General features: G+C 66.6%; 17 protein-coding genes. 5 read left to right on the forward strand and 12 right to left on the reverse strand.

Annotated elements, in window-relative coordinates; all coding sequences use genetic code 11:
- Window positions 1-97 precede the first annotated feature (97 nt).
- The 5 genes from pgsA to VML93_RS12525 all read right to left on the reverse strand — a co-directional run bounded on the left by pgsA (window position 98) and on the right by VML93_RS12525 (window position 5107).
- Window positions 98-751, reverse strand: coding sequence for a phosphatidylinositol phosphate synthase (pgsA, locus tag VML93_RS12505; RefSeq protein ID WP_325610975.1), 654 nt, complete (start codon window positions 749-751; stop codon window positions 98-100).
- A 10-nt stretch (window positions 752-761) separates the two neighbouring features.
- On the reverse strand, window positions 762-1316 hold the full coding sequence (locus tag VML93_RS12510) for an HIT domain-containing protein (protein ID WP_325610976.1): 555 nt from the start codon (window positions 1314-1316) through the stop codon (window positions 762-764).
- Window positions 1313-3394, reverse strand: coding sequence for a threonine--tRNA ligase (gene thrS / locus VML93_RS12515; RefSeq protein WP_325610978.1), 2082 nt, complete (start codon window positions 3392-3394; stop codon window positions 1313-1315). The genes VML93_RS12510 and thrS overlap by 4 nt, the downstream gene beginning before the upstream one ends.
- 75 nt (window positions 3395-3469) lie before the next feature.
- Window positions 3470-4093 (reverse strand): PaaI family thioesterase, encoded by a 624-nt coding sequence (locus VML93_RS12520; protein ID WP_414686345.1) that lies wholly within the window; start codon window positions 4091-4093, stop codon window positions 3470-3472.
- A 144-nt stretch (window positions 4094-4237) separates the two neighbouring features.
- Window positions 4238-5107: an aldo/keto reductase gene (locus VML93_RS12525; RefSeq protein WP_414686346.1), complete on the reverse strand. Its 870-nt coding sequence runs from the start codon at window positions 5105-5107 to the stop codon at window positions 4238-4240.
- Window positions 5108-5133: 26 nt separating this feature from the next.
- On the opposite strand from VML93_RS12525, the gene VML93_RS12530 reads away from it, so the two are divergent.
- Window positions 5134-5637 carry a DUF1990 domain-containing protein gene (locus VML93_RS12530; RefSeq protein WP_325610981.1) on the forward strand — a complete coding sequence of 168 codons (504 nt, stop codon included), beginning with the start codon at window positions 5134-5136 and terminating at the stop codon, window positions 5635-5637.
- 81 nt (window positions 5638-5718) lie between these two features.
- Here the strand turns inward: VML93_RS12530 and VML93_RS12535 are convergent, their stop codons facing one another.
- The 3 genes from VML93_RS12535 to VML93_RS12545 are packed head-to-tail and all read right to left on the reverse strand — an operon-like array spanning window position 5719 to window position 8093.
- Window positions 5719-6393: a carboxymuconolactone decarboxylase family protein gene (locus VML93_RS12535; RefSeq protein ID WP_325610982.1), complete on the reverse strand. Its 675-nt coding sequence runs from the start codon at window positions 6391-6393 to the stop codon at window positions 5719-5721.
- Between the two features lies 1 nt (window position 6394).
- Complete coding sequence (locus tag VML93_RS12540; protein WP_325610983.1) at window positions 6395-7177, reverse strand: SDR family oxidoreductase; 783 nt, start codon at window positions 7175-7177, stop codon at window positions 6395-6397.
- A gap of 4 nt (window positions 7178-7181) precedes the next feature.
- Entirely contained in the window at window positions 7182-8093 is a 912-nt protein-coding gene (locus VML93_RS12545; RefSeq protein ID WP_325610985.1) for an MBL fold metallo-hydrolase, read from the reverse strand.
- A gap of 104 nt (window positions 8094-8197) precedes the next feature.
- Between VML93_RS12545 and VML93_RS12550 the strand changes: the two genes are divergently transcribed.
- Together VML93_RS12550 and VML93_RS12555 are read left to right on the forward strand one after the other, a co-directional pair.
- Complete coding sequence (locus VML93_RS12550; protein WP_325610986.1) at window positions 8198-8779, forward strand: TetR/AcrR family transcriptional regulator; 582 nt, start codon at window positions 8198-8200, stop codon at window positions 8777-8779.
- Window positions 8776-9915 (forward strand): hypothetical protein, encoded by a 1140-nt coding sequence (locus tag VML93_RS12555; RefSeq protein WP_325610988.1) that lies wholly within the window; start codon window positions 8776-8778, stop codon window positions 9913-9915. The genes VML93_RS12550 and VML93_RS12555 overlap by 4 nt, the downstream gene beginning before the upstream one ends.
- Here the strand turns inward: VML93_RS12555 and VML93_RS12560 are convergent.
- Genes VML93_RS12560 through VML93_RS12570 form a run of 3 tightly spaced genes read right to left on the reverse strand, consistent with a single transcriptional unit; the run spans window position 9912 to window position 11355 of the window.
- Window positions 9912-10259: a cupin domain-containing protein gene (locus VML93_RS12560; RefSeq protein ID WP_325610989.1), complete on the reverse strand. Its 348-nt coding sequence runs from the start codon at window positions 10257-10259 to the stop codon at window positions 9912-9914. The genes VML93_RS12555 and VML93_RS12560 overlap by 4 nt on opposite strands.
- 23 nt (window positions 10260-10282) lie before the next feature.
- Window positions 10283-10708: a hypothetical protein gene (locus VML93_RS12565; RefSeq protein WP_325610991.1), complete on the reverse strand. Its 426-nt coding sequence runs from the start codon at window positions 10706-10708 to the stop codon at window positions 10283-10285.
- Window positions 10705-11355, reverse strand: a complete 651-nt coding sequence (locus VML93_RS12570; protein ID WP_325610992.1) for a helix-turn-helix transcriptional regulator — start codon at window positions 11353-11355, stop codon at window positions 10705-10707. Before VML93_RS12570 ends, VML93_RS12565 begins: the two co-directional genes overlap by 4 nt.
- A gap of 362 nt (window positions 11356-11717) precedes the next feature.
- Here VML93_RS12570 and VML93_RS12580 point away from each other — a divergent pair, with 362 nt between their 5' ends.
- Window positions 11718-12518, forward strand: coding sequence for a class I SAM-dependent methyltransferase (locus VML93_RS12580; protein ID WP_325610994.1), 801 nt, complete (start codon window positions 11718-11720; stop codon window positions 12516-12518).
- A 566-nt stretch (window positions 12519-13084) separates the two neighbouring features.
- Complete coding sequence (locus VML93_RS12585; protein ID WP_325610995.1) at window positions 13085-14647, forward strand: adenylate/guanylate cyclase domain-containing protein; 1563 nt, start codon at window positions 13085-13087, stop codon at window positions 14645-14647.
- On the opposite strand, the gene VML93_RS12590 is transcribed toward VML93_RS12585, so the two are convergent.
- Window positions 14644-15870 carry a lyase family protein gene (locus VML93_RS12590; RefSeq protein ID WP_325610997.1) on the reverse strand — a complete coding sequence of 409 codons (1227 nt, stop codon included), beginning with the start codon at window positions 15868-15870 and terminating at the stop codon, window positions 14644-14646. The genes VML93_RS12585 and VML93_RS12590 overlap by 4 nt on opposite strands.
- Window positions 15871-16031: the final 161 nt, after the last annotated feature.

Raw genomic sequence — 16031 nt, forward strand, 5'->3', positions numbered from 1 at the left:
GCCCAGTCGGTGGCGGTGCTGGTCATCAGCCGGCGTGCCAGCCGCCGCTGTGCCCCGATGATTTTCAGGCCGCCGGGGGTGCCGGGAAAGGTATAGGTCACGTTCCACTCGTTTTCGGTGCCGGCGTGCGATCGGTGGCCCCGGGTGAGGTCCACACGGTGTGAAAGCGCTGGACACAGGTGATCAGGCTGGCCACGGCCAGCACCCACATCGCGATGGGCAGCGCCGGCGGCCAGGGCACGAACGGAAAGTCGGAGATCCCGGCACCGGTCAGCACGATGATCAACCGCTCCGGCCGTTCGATGAATCCGCCGTCGCCGCGCAGCCCGCTGGCTTCCGCCCGGGCCTTGATGTAGGAGATCACCTGAGAGGTGACCAGGCAGATCAAGGTCGCCACGACCAGCAGTCTGTCGCGCATGTGGAACGCAATCCACCAGAGCAGCCCGCAGAACACCGCGCCGTCGCTGATCCGGTCGCAGGCGGCGTCCAGCACCGCGCCGAAGCGGGTGCCACCACCGCGTTCCCGTGCCATCGCCCCGTCCAGCATGTCGAACACCACGAAGAACCAGACGACCAAAGTGCCGGCGAACAGCTTGCCCATCGGGAACAGGATGAGCGCCCCGGCGACGGACGCGGTGGTGCCCAATACGGTGACGCTATCCGGGGTGAGGCCGATCCGCAGCGCAGCCCGCGCGACCGGATTGGTGATCCGCGCGAACGCCGCCCGGGACAGGAACGGCAACTTGCTCACGGTTGGGGCCTCATGACTGCCTGGCCCATTCGGTGGCCAGCAGCTGCCGGGTGTCGCGCAGCAGCTGCGGGATCACCTTGGAGCCGCCGATGATGGTGATGAAGTTGGCATCACCGCCCCACCGCGGCACCACGTGCACGTGCAGATGCTCGGCCAGCGACCCGCCCGCCGACGTCCCCAGGTTCAGCCCGACATTGAAGCCGTGCGGCCGCGACACGTTCTTGATGACGCGAATTGCCTTCTGGGTGAACGCCATCAGCTCCGCGCTCTCCGGACCGGTGAGGTCCTCAAGCTCGGAGACCCGCCGGTACGGCACCACCATCAGGTGCCCGGGGTTGTACGGGTAGAGGTTGAGCACGGCGTAGACGACTTCGCCGCGGGCGACCACCAGACCCTCTTCGTCGGACATGCGTGGGATCTCGGTAAAGGGCTGCGAGTGTTCCGCGTCGTCGCGCTTCATCGGCGCTTCGGCGAGGTAGTTCATCCGGTACGGCGTCCACAGCCGCTGCAGCTGGTCGCGCTGGCCGACGCCTTTGTCGAGGATGGTGTCGTCCTGGTCGCTCACGGCCCGGCTTCCTTCGTCGGGTTCACCAGTTCGGCTGTGGGAGCGGCATTCTCGCGATCGGCGATCCAGGCCACGATGGCCGCCACCGCCGCGTCGCGAGGCACGCCGTTGATCTGGGTGCGGTCGCCGAAGCGGAAGCTGACCGCGTCGGCCTGCACGTCGCGGTCACCGGCCAGCAGCATGAACGGCACCTTCTGGCTGGTGTGATGCACGATCTTCTTGGCCATCCGGTCGTCGCTGGTGTCCACCTCGACCCGTACTCCGTGCGACTTCAGTTGCGCGGCAACATCTTCCAGGTAGGCGACATGCTCGTCGGCGACCGGGATGCCGACCACCTGAACGGGCGCCAACCACGCCGGGAAAGCGCCCGCGTAGTGCTCGGTGAGGACGCCGAAGAACCTCTCGATCGACCCGAATAGCGCGCGGTGGATCAGCACCGGCCGCTGTCGCGACCCGTCGCTGGCGGTGTACTCGAGGTCGAACCGCTCCGGCATGTTGAAGTCCAGCTGAATGGTCGACATCTGCCAGTTGCGGCCCAGCGCGTCCTTGACCTGCACCGAGATCTTCGGGCCGTAGAACGCCGCGCCGCCGGGGTCCGGAACCAGCTGCAGGCCGGAGGCCTCGCCGACCTCGCGCAGGATCTCGGTGGCCTCGTCCCATACCTCGTCGGACCCGACGGACTTCTCCGGGTCCTTGGTGGACAGCTCCAGGTAGAAGTCGTCCAGGCCGTAATCGGCCAGCAGGTCGAGCACGAAGCGCAGCAACGAGGCCAGCTCGTCGCGCAGTTGCTCGCGCGTGCAGTAGATGTGCGCGTCATCCTGGGTCATGCCGCGCACCCGGGTCAGGCCGTGGATCACGCCGGACTTCTCATACCGGTAGACGCTGCCGAACTCGAAGAGCCGCAACGGAAGTTCGCGGTACGAGCGGCCCCGGGACCGATAGATCAGGTGGTGCATGGGGCAGTTCATCGGCTTGAGGTAGTAGTCCTGCCCGGGCTTGCGTACCGTGCCGTCCTCGTTGTACTCCGCGTCCATGTGCATCGGCGGGAACATGCCCTCGGCGTACCACTCCAGGTGGCCCGACGTGATGTACAGCTGTTCCTTGGTGATGTGCGGGGTGTTGACGAACTGATAGCCCGCCTCGAGGTGCTTGCGACGCGAGTAGTCCTCGAGTTCGGCGCGCACGATCCCACCCTTGGGGTGGAAAACCGCTAAGCCGGAACCGATTTCGTCGGGGAAGCTGAACAGGTCGAGCTCCACGCCCAGCTTGCGATGGTCGCGGCGCAGCGCTTCCTCGATCATCTCGAGGTGGTGGTCCAGCGCCTCCTGCGACTCCCAGGCGGTGCCGTAGATGCGTTGCAGGCTGGCGTTGCTCTGGTCACCCCGCCAGTACGCGGCGGAGCTTCTGGTCAGCTTGAACGCCGGGATGTGCTTGGTGGTCGGGATGTGCGGCCCTCGGCACAGGTCACCCCAAACCCGTTCGCGGGTACGGGGATTGAGGTTGTCGTAGGCGGTCAGCTCGTCGCCGCCGACCTCCATTATTTCGGCCATCGAGTCCGTTCCTACGGACTTGTCGTCGACGAGTTCGAGCTTGTAGGGCTCGTCGGCCAACTCGGCGCGCGCCTGGTCCTTGGACTCGTACACGCGACGGTCGAACAGCTGTCCGTCCTTGACGATCTGGCGCATCCGCTTTTCCAGCGCCGCCAGGTCCTCGGGCGTGAACGGCTCGGCCACGTCGAAGTCGTAGTAGAAGCCGTCGGTGATCGGCGGCCCGATGCCGAGCTTGGCCTGCGGAAACATGTCCTGGACAGCTTGGGCCAACACGTGCGCGGCCGAATGGCGGATCACGCTGCGACCATCTTCGGTGTTGGCCGCCACCGGGACGACCTCGGCGTCGCCGTCGGGCACCCAGCTCAGGTCTCGGAGCTTGCCGTCGGCGTCGCGCACCACCACGATCGCGTCAGGCGCGCCGCGCCTGGGCAACCCCGCCTCGCCGACCGCGGCGGCCGCGGTAGTGCCCGCAGGAACCCGGATCAGGCCGCCATCGGCTCCTGGGGCGGGGTGTGCGGGGGCGCTCATGGGGTAGGTCTCCAGGGTCGTGTGTGTTGGATAGGCCGTTTGTCATGCTATCGGGGTGTTTCCTCGGCGGGTCCGTCACGGCTGGCCAGGCTTGAGCCGCACGAACAACGCTTCGGCTTCGGTCAGCACGGTGTCGCCGTCGGTGAGCCGGCCGGACACGAAGATCTTGCGTCCTTCATCGCTGTCGACTCCGGCGTTGAACTGCAACTCTTTTTCGATCGGCACGATCTGGCGGTAGTCGATCTTCAGGTACGCGGTGCGTTGGCGCCGGCTGCCGGTGAGCAGCACCGCCGTCAGGCCGAGGACCGTGTCGAAGAGCATGCCGAGGGAACCGCCGTGCACGGCGCCGTTGCGGCCCAGGTGGAAGCGGGCGAATCGGGCCCAGCCTTCGATCCGCCCGTCGTCGGTTTTCCGGGCGTTCATCGGGACGGTCAGGATGTTGCCGCGCATCGGCAGGTCCATCCGGCGTCCGGACGGCGACTGCCATTCGTCGGCGTCGTACGGGGCCAGCAGTTCCGACAGTTTCTCCAGCATGTCGGCGGCCCGGGTGATCACCTCGTCGGGCGCGTCGACGGCGCGGGCGTGATTCTGCAACCTGCGCGCCGTGTCGATGAACCGGCCGTAGTCGGGCCCGCCCTTGGTTGTCGGTTCGGGCGGATTGAATCCGCCGCCGGGATGATGCGGATGCTTGCCGGACACCAGAACACCGTATTGGGTCGGGCGACGTGCATGGGGGAACGGTGCCTTACGACGAACTCACCGAGACTGCGGTGAGGGTGTGGTTTGGCACGCAGACCCAGCCCTAGCCGCAGTCTCGATGCCCCCAGCGCAGTCTCGGGGGATTTAGACGGTGCGCTGCGTGCCCGCGAGCGACAGCTCGCTGAACTCCTCGTCGCTAAGCGTGATGTCGGCGGCGGCGACGTTCTCCTCGAGGTGGGCCACCTTCGACGTCCCCGGGATCGGCAGCATCACCGGCGAGCGTTTCAGCAACCAGGCCAGCGCCAACTGCCCCGGCGTGGCGTCGTGGACCGAGGCGACGCGCTGCAGCGGGCCGTCGGCGGCGGCCAGCGGCCCGGCGGCCAGCGGGAACCAGGGGATGAAGCCGATGCCCTGGCTGGTCGCGAAATCCAGTAACGGTTCCGAGCCGCGGGCCGCCAGGTTGTACATGTTCTGCACCGACACGATCTGCGTGATCTGCTGCGCGGCCTTGAGTTGATCGACGTCGATCTCGGACAGGCCGATATGCCGGATCTTGCCTTCGTTCTTCAGCGTGAGCAGCTCGCCTACCTGGTCGGCCAGCGGGAAGTTCGGGTCGATGCGGTGCAGCTGGAACAGGTCGATGGTGTCGACGCCGAGACGGCGCAGACTCATCTCGAGTTCCTGGCGCAGGTAACTCGGATTGCCCAACGGGATCCACACGTCCGGGCCGGTGCGCAGCAGGCCCGCCTTGGTCGCGATGACCAGCCCGGAATAGGGGTGCAGCGCCTCGCGGATGATGTCCTCGGATATGTAGGGCCCGTAGGAGTCCGCGGTGTCGATGAAGTTGACGCCGAGGTCGACGGCACGCCGCAGAACCCGCACGCACTCGTCGCGGTCGGCGGGCGGGCCCCACACCCCCTTACCGGTCAGGCGCATCGCGCCGAAACCGAGTCGGTTCACGGTCAGGTCGCCACCGAGTGTGAATGTTCCGGATCCTTGAGCGGTCACCCCTATGACCGTACGCGTGGCAAGCTGGGCGGGTGGACCTGAACGTGCTCGCCGATCAGCCGCTGACCTATTCCGAAGTGGGCGCCACCGCCACGGCCCAGCTGCCCCCGGGGTACGACCACCTCAGCGTGTCCACCCAGATCGGCACCGGCGACCAGCGTTTCGAGCAAGCCGCCGACGCCGTCCTGCACTGGGGCATGCAGCGCGGTGCGGGTCTGGGGGTGCAAGTCAGCTCCGAGGTCGTCGTGGTTTCGGCGATCGTGGTGGTGAAGATGCTGGGCTTGCTGCAGGCCCCGTGCCGGGTGGTGTACGTCATCGACGAACCCGACGTACGCGGCTTCGCCTACGGCACGCTGCCGGGCCATCCGGAATGCGGCGAGGAACGGTTCGCGGTGCGCCGGGACCCGAACACCTCCGCGGTGTTCGCGGAGGTGTCGGCCTTCTCCCGGCCGGGCAGCTGGTTGACCAAGGCCGGGGGCCCGATCGTGCCGGTGCTGCAGCGCTTCATGGCCAAGCGGTACCTGCGCGCGGTGTGACGGCCGCGCATACGCCCGCAAAAGCCCATGCCGGCCCCTGCTGCCGCCATGAGCGACAGCGGGGACCGGCGGATCCAGCGGTCAGACGGACGCCCCGGCGGGTTGCCGGAGTTCGAAGGCGGGCTCAATCGGGCAACCGGCCACCGACAGCATCATGGAGGCCATCACGTAATGGCCGACCAGCGTGGTGAATTCGAGGATCTGGTCGGGGTCGAGTTCACGGCGCAGGTCTTCATAGGTAAGCGGCGAGAGAGTCCTGGTGGCGATCAGCTCGTCAGCGGCCATCATGAACGCGCGCAGGCGGGGCGACCAGCTTTCGTCGGCTTCGTTGGTCAGTGACTCGATTTCGGCGCGCGGGACGCCAAGCTCGAGCGCCATCCGGGTGTGGTGGGCGTACTCGTATTGGCAACCCGCCCGCCAGGCCACCCGGATGACGATGCGTTCGCTCTCGTCCCCCGGGATGCGCCCGTGTTGCAGAAGCTGCGTGAAGAACAACGTGTGCAGCGGCATGACCTTGCCGAGCCGAGCGGTCAACCGGAAGCAGGTGTAGTCGTAGGTCTCACCTGCCAGCACGCGGATGAGGGTGAGGAACCCGCGCTGCCACAGCCGCAGCTCGCGCGACTGCAACGGCGGAATTCGGCGGGGGTAGTCCATTTCGATCCATTTCCCGTCGGGCTGGGTGATGGGCGGCTGCGGTGCCGCGTCCTCGGGGTCGGTCGGGCGAACGATGCTGCGAATGGTGGTTTTGATGTTCATGTCAGGCTCCTACGGTGAGGCCGGTGAGGGCGAGGACGATACGACGGGGTGCGAAACGAGCGGCGTTGATGGGTACTGCGTTCAGTGCTCCGGAGATGACGCTGGGTGGCGCGCAGCGCCGGTCGAGGGTGTGTAGGGCGAAGTCGGCGACCTGCTCCGGGGTTTGCCAGCGCCCGACGCCGGGGCGGGTGGTGCCGAGCTTGTCGAAGAACGGCGTGCGCATCGGTCCCGGCGAGAGGGCGAGGACTTTCAGGCTGCTGCGCCGGGTCTCGTAGGCGACGGCCTCGGTGAAGCTCAGCACGAAGGCCTTGGCGGCGCCGTAGACGGCCATCGCCGGGGTGGGCTGGTAGGCGCTGGTGCTGGCGATGTTGACCAGGGCCCCGCGGCCGCTGTCCAGCATCTGGGGCAGCATCGCCCGGGTCAGTTCCACGACGGTGGTGACGTCGACCTGGACCTCCGCGGACAGCGCCGCGGGGTCTTGGGTGGCGAAGTCACCGTGAGTGCCCACTCCGGCGTTGTTGATCAGCGTGTCGACGGTCAGGCCGTCGGCGGCGACGCGCGCGGCGAGGTCGGCGCTCGCCCCCGCTATCGACAGATCCTGTTCGTAGAGGGCGACATTGATCCCTACGGGCAGGCTTAGTGTCTGCGCGAACTCTTCGAGCTCGCTCTTGCGCCGGGCGACCAGGATGAGGTTGGCGCCGCGTTCGGCGAACCGTTGTGTGAGCGCCGCGCCCAGGCCCGAGCTGGCCCCGGTGATCAGCGCTGTAGTGCCTTGGTATTCCATGACGTCACCACCGTCCCGCCGGCGCGGCGACGGAGCCACGACCGAGGCGCCGGTTGTCGGCCTTGAAGCGGCGGTTCGGGGAGATTCCGCGTGGCGTGTCCCCGGCCTGCTCGACCATGTCGAGGTACTCAAAGGGGTTGTGGCCGCAGAAGATACCGATTTCCGGGTGGTCGGCGTGCAACGCACGCAGCCGATCCTGGTTGCGGCGCCGCTTGGAGCGCTCGGTGGTCACGATCAGCTGGAAGAACTCGGGGCCGGGTCCGCACTTGCGTTGCGGCAGCTTGATCTCGCGGGCGTCGAAGTAGGCGTCGCCTGCTGCGAGCAGCCAGCGATGTCCGTCGTTGACGGCGATGCCGCAGTGGCCGTGGGTGTGCCCGAACAACGGGACCATCAGGATGTCGTCGCCCAGGCCGTCCAGTCCGCGCACCGCGTCGAAGCCGTTCCACTGCTCGCCGCCGTGGGTGTAGGTGCGCCACTTCGGGTTGTGTTCGAACAGCAGGTTGGGACGGTAGCGGCGCTTGGCCCGGAAGCCGTCGCGGCGGCGGGCCGCATCCAATTCAGTGGCGTGCACATGCACCAGCGCGTCGGGGAAGTCCGCCAGCCCGCCGACATGGTCGAGGTCGAGGTGGGTCTGCACGATGTGGCGCACGTCGTTGGGGTCGAACCCCATCCCCTTGATCTGCTCGACGGCCGCCAGTGACGGGTCGATGAGGGGGCGCGCGTAAACCTTCGCGAACTCCGAGCCCAGCCGCGCGCGCATGTTCAGGTAGTCCTTGCTGCCGAGGCCGGTGTCCACCAGGACGAGCCCGGCGTCGGAGGTCTCCAGCAGCAGCACGTGACACACCAGGTGCTGGCCCAGGACTGAAATCCCTTGTATGGAGGCTGTATTCAGATGATGGACGCGAGTGACCGCCATGGTCGGCTACCTTTCTCTTAAATGAATGCTTGTTCATTCAGTGTCATCGGCCGCGTCGTGCTTGTCAATAGTGAATATTCATTCATTCATGTACAGTGACTCGCATGCCCAAAGTCACCGAGGACCACCGCAAGGCCCAAGAGGAACGTTTCGTCGACGCGGCGCGTCGCTGCTTCACCCGCCTGGGCGTGGAGGGCACGTCGATGGAGGACATCCGCACCGAGGCCGGCGTCTCCGCGGGCCTGATGTACCGATACTTCGGCTCCAAAGACGACATGATCCGAGCGGCCATCGGCGGATCGCTGGGTGACTTCGAGACGCTCATCGTCGCGACGGGCGAGAGCTCGCGAGCCACCACCGCCGCGGGCTACCTGCGGGCGCTGCTGGAGAATCTGCGGGTATTCCGGCACCACAGCCCGGGAGTCGATCTGTTCAAACTGGCCATCCAGGGCTGGGCACACGCCCAGGCGCGGCCGATGGCGAAAGCCGTGATCGCGGAAAGCTTCGCGCGTCAGCTGGAGTCCTATCAAGCAGCCGCGAAACGCTGGACCACGCCGAGGAAAGCGCCCGCCGCAGCCCTGGCGATCGCCGGCGCAGTCATCGGATACATCGTGCAAAGTACGTTCGCCGATGCCGATATCGACGTCGTCCAGTACTGCAGCGGTCTGGCCGGGTTCGGCCAATGACCGCCGCGGTCACGATGCCCGACGAACGCGTCCGCACGCCCGCTGTGTTCGTCGTCGAGCTGTTCCTGCCCAGCGAGGCCAGAGAATTGCGGCGGGCGATGCATCGACACAACTGGCACGAGACTGCCGACATCGTCTGCGCCGATTGGGATCTGCTCGCGCAAGTTCGGTCCGGCACGAGCCGGGTGTGGTGGCCGCTGGGGACGTTCGCCGCGCGCAACAGCCCGTCGCGCCATCCCGACGCGCGGCGCAAGAGGCTACCCGCGGAGTTCGACGCGGTCGAGTGGCAGGCCGTGCAGATCGGCGACGGCATCACCGCGGTCGTCGCGACCTTCTACCCCGCCCTTGTGGCGGCCGAAAGTCTCGACAAGGCCTGGTTCCGTCGAGCGCAGCTGGCCCGGCAGTCGATCCACGACTCGGCCCGCCGGTTTGTCGCGACGGCGTGTCCCGGGTTCTTCGCGGCCAACAGCGAGCCGCAGCCTTTGACAGATTTGTTGTTCCTCACCGAGCGAGGCACCGAGCGGCGTGTGTCTCCCGAACTTCCCGCGATGAACCTGCAAAGGATGTCCCGAACGTCCGACTGCTACCTCAGGCCAACTCGTACCTGGGCGTTGTGGGGTGAACAACCGGCGATCGCCGACGACGCGGCGATGGTCGATCGCATCCGAAAGGCATTCGGAGACAGTCTTCTTCAGTTGTCGGTTTCCGAGATGTTGTGCGTGTACCACAGCCGGTACGCGCAAATTCGCGACCGGGCTCCGCGCCGGCGCGGGCGCCTGCGGATGAGCCACATGCGCGAACAGCGCAGCAACCTGCTGGTGCTGAGCCTGAACGTGCGCACCACCGAGCGGGCAATCAGGCAATTCAACGAAAGCCGTCAGCCGCGTGACGACGAAGGGATGGCCGCCGATCAAGCCGAAATGCTCGAGCAACTGAAGTCCGACGACGAGCAGTACCGCGACATTCTGTCCACGGCTCTATCGCTCACATCGTCGATGCAATCACTGCGCGCATCGCGGGTAGCCCGATGGATCGCCGTCGCGTCGCTGGCGACCTCGTTTCTGCTTCTGATGCTCACCGATGAGGCGCAGCATCCCCGGATAACTGCTCTGCTGCAATGGATTACGAGCGGCTAGTGAGCGGCGCCAGGCTGAGATTTGAGCACGGTGAGCATGACCACCGAGTCCTCGACGGCGTGCAGCGCGTGCCGCTGCGCCGGAATCGCGACGTAGTCACCGGTCTTGCCGTCCCATGCGTCGTCGCCGGCGCTGAGTCGCACGTGGCCCCGCAGCACCTGCAGCGTCGCCTCGCCGGGGCTCTCGTGCTCGGACAGGTCGTGGCCGGCCAGCAGGGCGAGGACCGTCTGCCGAAGCTCGTGGGTGTGGCCGCCGTGGATGGTGTGCGCCGCCCGCCCGCTATTCGACTTCTGGGCCTCGGCTAGCTTTTCGGCGGTCAGGGCGGTCAGTGAAACGGATTCCATCGGAAGGTCCTTATCGACTGTTCTTACCGGGTTACTAGCAGTATCCCCGCCGCGAGTAACGCGACCACCTTCACCGCCTCCAAACCGACATAGACGTAGTGGCCACGCGAGCGGGGCGCGTCCAACCCGGCGAGCACCTGGTCGGACCGAAGGGTCAGCCGCGGACGCACCGCGATCAGTTGGACGGCCAACGCGGCTAACGCGACGCAAAACGCGGCCGTGGTCCGCACGGGTGTCGGACCGGCCACCACAATCGCCACGATGACCAGGGCGAACGCGACCTCCACGGTGTTGAGCGCACGAAAGACCAGGCGCCCGATACCAAGACCGATCTGCAGCGTCACATTCGGCGCGCGGAACTTCAGCGGCGCTTCCAGGAACGAGATGGCCAGCACCATGCCGAGCCAGACGAAAGTGACCGCCACGGCAATGGCCGGCCCGGTGCTCACCCGGCGGCTCCGACCGGCTTGAGGTGGGCCAGACACAGGTCCGGTTCGACGAACGGTTCGAGCCGGTCGACGGTGACGGGCGCCGCCCAGGTCTCCAGGGTGCCTTGCATCAGTCCGAGGTGGACCCGACACACGACGTTGCTTCCCGTCTCGGCCAGTTCCAGGAACGGACAGTGCCGCAGGCCGACCTGTTTCTCCCCGCGCAGTTCGGGAGCGAACCCGAGCTCATCGAGCACGCCGGCCAGGCGCTCGACGGCCTCCTCGGCACTCGCGACCGGCTCCGGTTCCGTCTTCAGCCCCCAGGTCCGGCCCGCGGCCTGGGCCTTGGCGCCGGGATCCTCGTCGGCGGCAAATCCCCTGCTGAGTATCTCCGCGAGCAGCTGGTAATGCCGCGTCCCACCACGATCCATTTGCCGGACCGCACAGAACATCAGCGGCGGACGCCCCGGACCCCGGCGGCCGGGCTCTACCTGCTCCACCTGGCCGTCGCCGACCAGGCTGTCGAGATGGAAGCGCACGGTGTTGGGATGCACGCGCAACACGTCGGCGATCTCGACGATGCTCATCGGCACCGGCGACGCGCGCAATATGCGCAGCACCCCACGGCGGCGACCAGGACTCTCTCCGTTCGGCCTAATGTCGCTCACACTCCTTCAGCCAGAGGTGCAAGACCCCGCGGCTGGTGAACCCAACCGCGCGTCCGTACCGGGCCCGGACTCGGCAAAGAACGCCGCTTGCTGGTCAGGTGAGGTTACAGCTCTTGGGGCAAGTCGTCTCCGTAGTAAATCGCACCTACCGGGCAAACGGGCTCACATGCGCTATTCGCAGCACGTCATGCTTCAATATTTACACAATATTTGTTGTAATAACTACTCCGACCAGGAGAATCTGGTGAACTCGGCGCGCACCGCAGGCCCAGCCTCGAGGTGTGGTCCGACGGTGGCAGACTGACCGAAATGGGCACGAACGATCTCTCCCCCGGCCTGCATCACCTGCGGCAGGCAGTGTGATGGCCGATTCACGGCCGTCGCTGCCCTCCTCGAATCGTCCCGACGAAAACATCCAGGGGCACTGGCTGCTGGCACGACTGGGGAAGCGCGTGCTGCGTCCCGGCGGCGTGGAACTCACCCGCACCCTGCTGGCCCGCGCCGACGTGACCGACTCCGACGTGGTCGAGCTGGCCCCGGGCCTGGGCCGGACCGCTACCGAGATCCTGTCCCGGCGCCCGCGGTCTTACCTCGGCGCAGAAGCCGACCCCGACGCGGCCCGCCTGGTTCGCGATGTGATTGCCGGGCACGGGGAGGTCCTGGTCGCCGACGCGGCTGATACCGGATTGCCCGATGCCAGCTCCGACGTCGTCATCGGCGAGGCGATGCTGACCATGCAGGGCGACGCGGCCAAGCACGCCATCGTGGCCGAGGCGGCACGGGTGCTGCGCCCGAACGGCCGCTACGCGATCCATGAGCTGGCGCTGACCCCGGACGATGTCCCCGAGGAAGTCAGCACCGACATCCGACAGTCCCTCGCCCGCGCGATCAAGGTCAACGCCCGCCCGCTCACCGTGGCGGAATGGTCGCAACTGTTGGCCGGACACGGACTGGTCGTCGACCACGTCGCGACGGCGCCGATGGCGCTGTTAGAACCCCGGCGCGTGCTCGCCGACGAAGGACTGTTCGGTGCGTTGCGGTTCGCCCGGAACCTGCTTCGCCATCACGACGCGCGCAGGCGCGTACTCGTGATGCGTGGCACGTTCCGCAAACACCGCGAGCGATTGACGGCCGTCGCGATCGTCGCGCACAAACCGGGTTAGTGGCGATCGCGAGGTTGGCTTCGCGCCTTGCGCCGAACGTGCAACCATGGCGAAAAACCGGCCCGATTTTCGCAACCAGTGCACGCTCGGCGAAAGGACCAGTGGCGGGTCGCCGCCCTCCGACTACTGGTCAGGGCTCTTGGTGGCAGCGCGCGTCACGAACCGGCCCGCCACTCAGCATGTCGTGCATCATGGCGACCACGCGCTGATACGTCCACTCTGTCTCTGGCGGGGAAGCCGGCGTCGTGTGAGCGGACATCTCCGAGCGGCCACCCACTGCCGGTATCTGTTCCCGCTCCATCAAGAATCCTGTGGCCACGATTACCCCCTACTTACCCCACGTGGGACTACGACGCGCCCACAGTGAGCTAGGTATTACCCACAAATGAGCCAGGTTTAACCCACCACTTAGCAGCGATTAGCTGGGCATTAACCCCCTGGCGTGGGTCCGAACGCCACGCTTGGGTACGAACCCCGAACCGTGGGCACTGGGCACATCCGGCCGGCCAGCAGCTACGATCACTGGCGAAAAGGCCCTAACCTGGGCGTATGCCCGAAGGACTCCGTTGGCCAAGTTGATCATCCTGCGCGGAGAACAGCACCAAGTCTTCGAGCTGAGTGACGACACGAGTGTCGGCCGCGCGCCCGACAACAAGCTTTGGCTGGACGACCCGGGCCTGTCTCGACGCCACTGCGAGTTCCGTCGCAATGGCGAGCAGTGGCTGCTACACGACCTCGGCAGCTTCAACGGCTCGTTCGTGAACAGCCTGATGGTCACCGAGCACCCGCTGCGCTCGGGTGATCGCATCCAGCTCGGCTCGACCGTGCTCTACTTCGTGCCCGACGAGGACCCCGGTCAGGGCCCGGTGCGCGCGGACCCCAAGACGGTCGAGACCACCGAGACCGTGCGCGCCACCAGCCACAAACTGCGCAACTTCGCGGCCCTGATCGAAATCACCAAAGTCCTCAACAGCGAGCTCGACAAGGCGGCGGTCCTGGAGACCATCGTCGACAAGGGCGTCGAGCTGATCCAGGCCGAGCGCGGGTTTTTGATCCTGGTGCAGGACGGGACGCTCGAGTTCCGCGTCGCGCGCAATCGCGACAAGACCGACATCGGCAACCCGTCGCAACTGATTTCCCGCTCGGTGATCGACAGGGTGACCAAGACGGGCGAGCCGGTGCTGACGATCGATGCGCCGACCGCGCTCAGCAGCTCCCGTTCGATCATGGCCCTTGAGGTGCGCTCGCTCATCTGTGTGCCGCTGCGCCTCAAGGACCGCATCCTCGGCGCGCTCTACGTGGACAGCAAAGTCGCGGAGGTCCAGTTCAACGAGGAGTCGCAGAATCTCCTGCACGCCTTCGCCGACCAGGCGGCCATCGCCATCGAGAACGCCCGGCTGTTCGACGAGGTTGCCAAGTCGCGCAAGGCCGAGAAGAGCGTGCGGCAGATGTTCCAGAAGTACGTTCCCGCCGATGTGGTGCGCGAGGCGCTCAAAATGAAGGAAGGCGGCCGGCTCAGCGCCAAGCTCACGGCCACCGTGCTCTTCAGCGATATCCGCGGCTTCACCTCGATCAGCGAAAAGATGCCCCCCGAGGCCGTCGTCGGCTTCCTCAACGACTACCTGCAGCGCATGGTCGACATCGTTTTCGATGAGGGCGGGATCGTCGACAAGTTCATCGGCGACTCCGTGATGGCTGTTTTCGGTGCGCCGGTGCCCAAGCCCGACGACGCCGCCCGCGCCGTGCGCGCGGCGCTGCGGATGGTCGAGGAGCTCGCGCGCTTCAACAAAGAGCAGCAGAGGCGAGGCGGCGTCGAGATCGACATCGGCATCGGCCTGCACACCGGCCCGCTGATCGCCGGCAACATCGGCTCCGACCGCAAGATGGAATACACGGTGATCGGCGATACGGTGAACGCGGCGAGCCGCGTCGAGTCGCTCAACCGGGGCATGAAGACGCAGGTTCTCATTACGCGGGAGTGTTACGAGGCGACGGGCAAGATCTTCGTGGTGCGCGAACTGCCGCCGGTGAAGCTCAAGGGCAAGGAGCGGCCGCTTCGGGTGTACGAGGTGCTGCGCGACGAGATCATATCTGTGACAACGGAAGTCCTGCCAAACATCGATCCCTAACCATCGGCGAGTGCCCGCTGGGCGTGCTGGAGACTTTCGTCGATCAGGCGATCGACGGCACCGAAATACGTTGCCGACGGCACTATGCCCACTAGGTCAGCGATGGCGCGCTGCTCGCCGAGAACGTCTGTGCTGCGCAGATTCTCGGCCATCTTGTCGGTATGTACTTGTAGCCCGGCGAGCAGTTCGGCGCACTGGGAACCGGCCACGACGGTCCGCCGGGCAAGTGTGCGTAGCGTGTCCCATTCGGCGTGCCAGGAGCCGTCGGCCCGTTCGTCATTGGCCAGCGCAGCGGCAGTGTGCAGGGTCGCCGCCAGCTGCGGCGCCGAAATGGCCACGCGCCGAATCAAAATGGACAACACCGGATTGCGCTTGTGCGGCATCGATGACGACCCGCCGCGCGTTTCGGTGGCGGGCTCGCTCAACTCGCCGATCTCCGGGCGAACCAGGGTGACGACGTCCGAGGCGATGCGGCCCCAGCAGTCGCTGCACCCGACCAGAGCGTCGGCCGCCGCGGTGATCGGCGTCCGGGTGGTGTGCCACGGCGGCCGGAAGTCGAGCCCCAAAGTAGCTGCGGCGCTTCGTGTTACGCTTTCAGCAACCGCTGCCGGGTCCGCGGATTTGGTGAGCAGGGCGGCCAATTCTGTAGTGGCAGAACATGTTCCGACGGCACCACCGAGCTGCGCCGGGGTGACCAACGCGCTGATCTGCCGATAGGCGTCGACGACACCGTTGAGCCAGCCGGCGGCCTTGGCGCCGAACGTGGCGGGAGCCGCATGCTGGGTCAGGGTGCGGGCCACCATGGGCGTGGCCCGGTGAGCTGTCGCCAATGCCGATAGTGTTGAAATCTGTTCCACGAGCTGCGATATGAGGCGATCCGCCGCGTCGCGCAGGCCCAGCATCAGGCTGGTGTCGACGACGTCCTGGCTGGTGAGGCCCCGGTGAATCCAGGGCGCGACTGCCGGGACGGCCCGCACCCGCAGCAGGGCGACCAAGCCGATGATCGGGTTGCCGCCGTCCTCGGCGGTGACTGCGAGCAGCTCGCGGTCACGCTGGCCCACCAGGTGCCACAGGTCGGCACCGGCGCATTCGGCGGGCGCGAGGCCCGCGGCGGCCAGGGCAGCCAGCCAGGCGGATTCCACCGCAACCATCGACTGCAGCAGCGCCTGATCCGTCATCAGCTGGCCGGCCCGCTCGTCGCCGGGCCACAGCAGGTTGGTCATCGCGGGTCATCCTGGTATGTCAGAAACACAGTCTCGTCGGGACCTTGCAGGTGAATGTCGAAGCGGTATCCACATTCGTCGGCGCTACACAGCAGGGTGGCCCGTCGCGCGGCGTCGAGAGTGGACAGCAGCGGATCGTCGTCCAGGTCGCCGTCGGGCAG

It is taken from the genome of Mycobacterium sp. (genome assembly GCF_035499775.1).
Classification (GTDB): domain Bacteria; phylum Actinomycetota; class Actinomycetes; order Mycobacteriales; family Mycobacteriaceae; genus Mycobacterium.

Coding starts and splice junctions, on each gene's coding strand:
- VML93_RS12580 (WP_325610994.1), top strand. CDS start 11,718: ATGGCCGATTCACGGCCGTCGCTGCCCTCCTCGAATCGTCCCGACGAA.
- VML93_RS12545 (WP_325610985.1), bottom strand. CDS start 8,093: ATGGCGGTCACTCGCGTCCATCATCTGAATACAGCCTCCATACAAGGG.
- VML93_RS12535 (WP_325610982.1), bottom strand. CDS start 6,393: ATGAACATCAAAACCACCATTCGCAGCATCGTTCGCCCGACCGACCCC.
- VML93_RS12550 (WP_325610986.1), top strand. CDS start 8,198: ATGCCCAAAGTCACCGAGGACCACCGCAAGGCCCAAGAGGAACGTTTC.
- thrS (WP_325610978.1), bottom strand. CDS start 3,394: ATGAGCGCCCCCGCACACCCCGCCCCAGGAGCCGATGGCGGCCTGATC.
- VML93_RS12560 (WP_325610989.1), bottom strand. CDS start 10,259: ATGGAATCCGTTTCACTGACCGCCCTGACCGCCGAAAAGCTAGCCGAG.
- VML93_RS12540 (WP_325610983.1), bottom strand. CDS start 7,177: ATGGAATACCAAGGCACTACAGCGCTGATCACCGGGGCCAGCTCGGGC.
- VML93_RS12555 (WP_325610988.1), top strand. CDS start 8,776: ATGACCGCCGCGGTCACGATGCCCGACGAACGCGTCCGCACGCCCGCT.
- VML93_RS12590 (WP_325610997.1), bottom strand. CDS start 15,870: ATGACCAACCTGCTGTGGCCCGGCGACGAGCGGGCCGGCCAGCTGATG.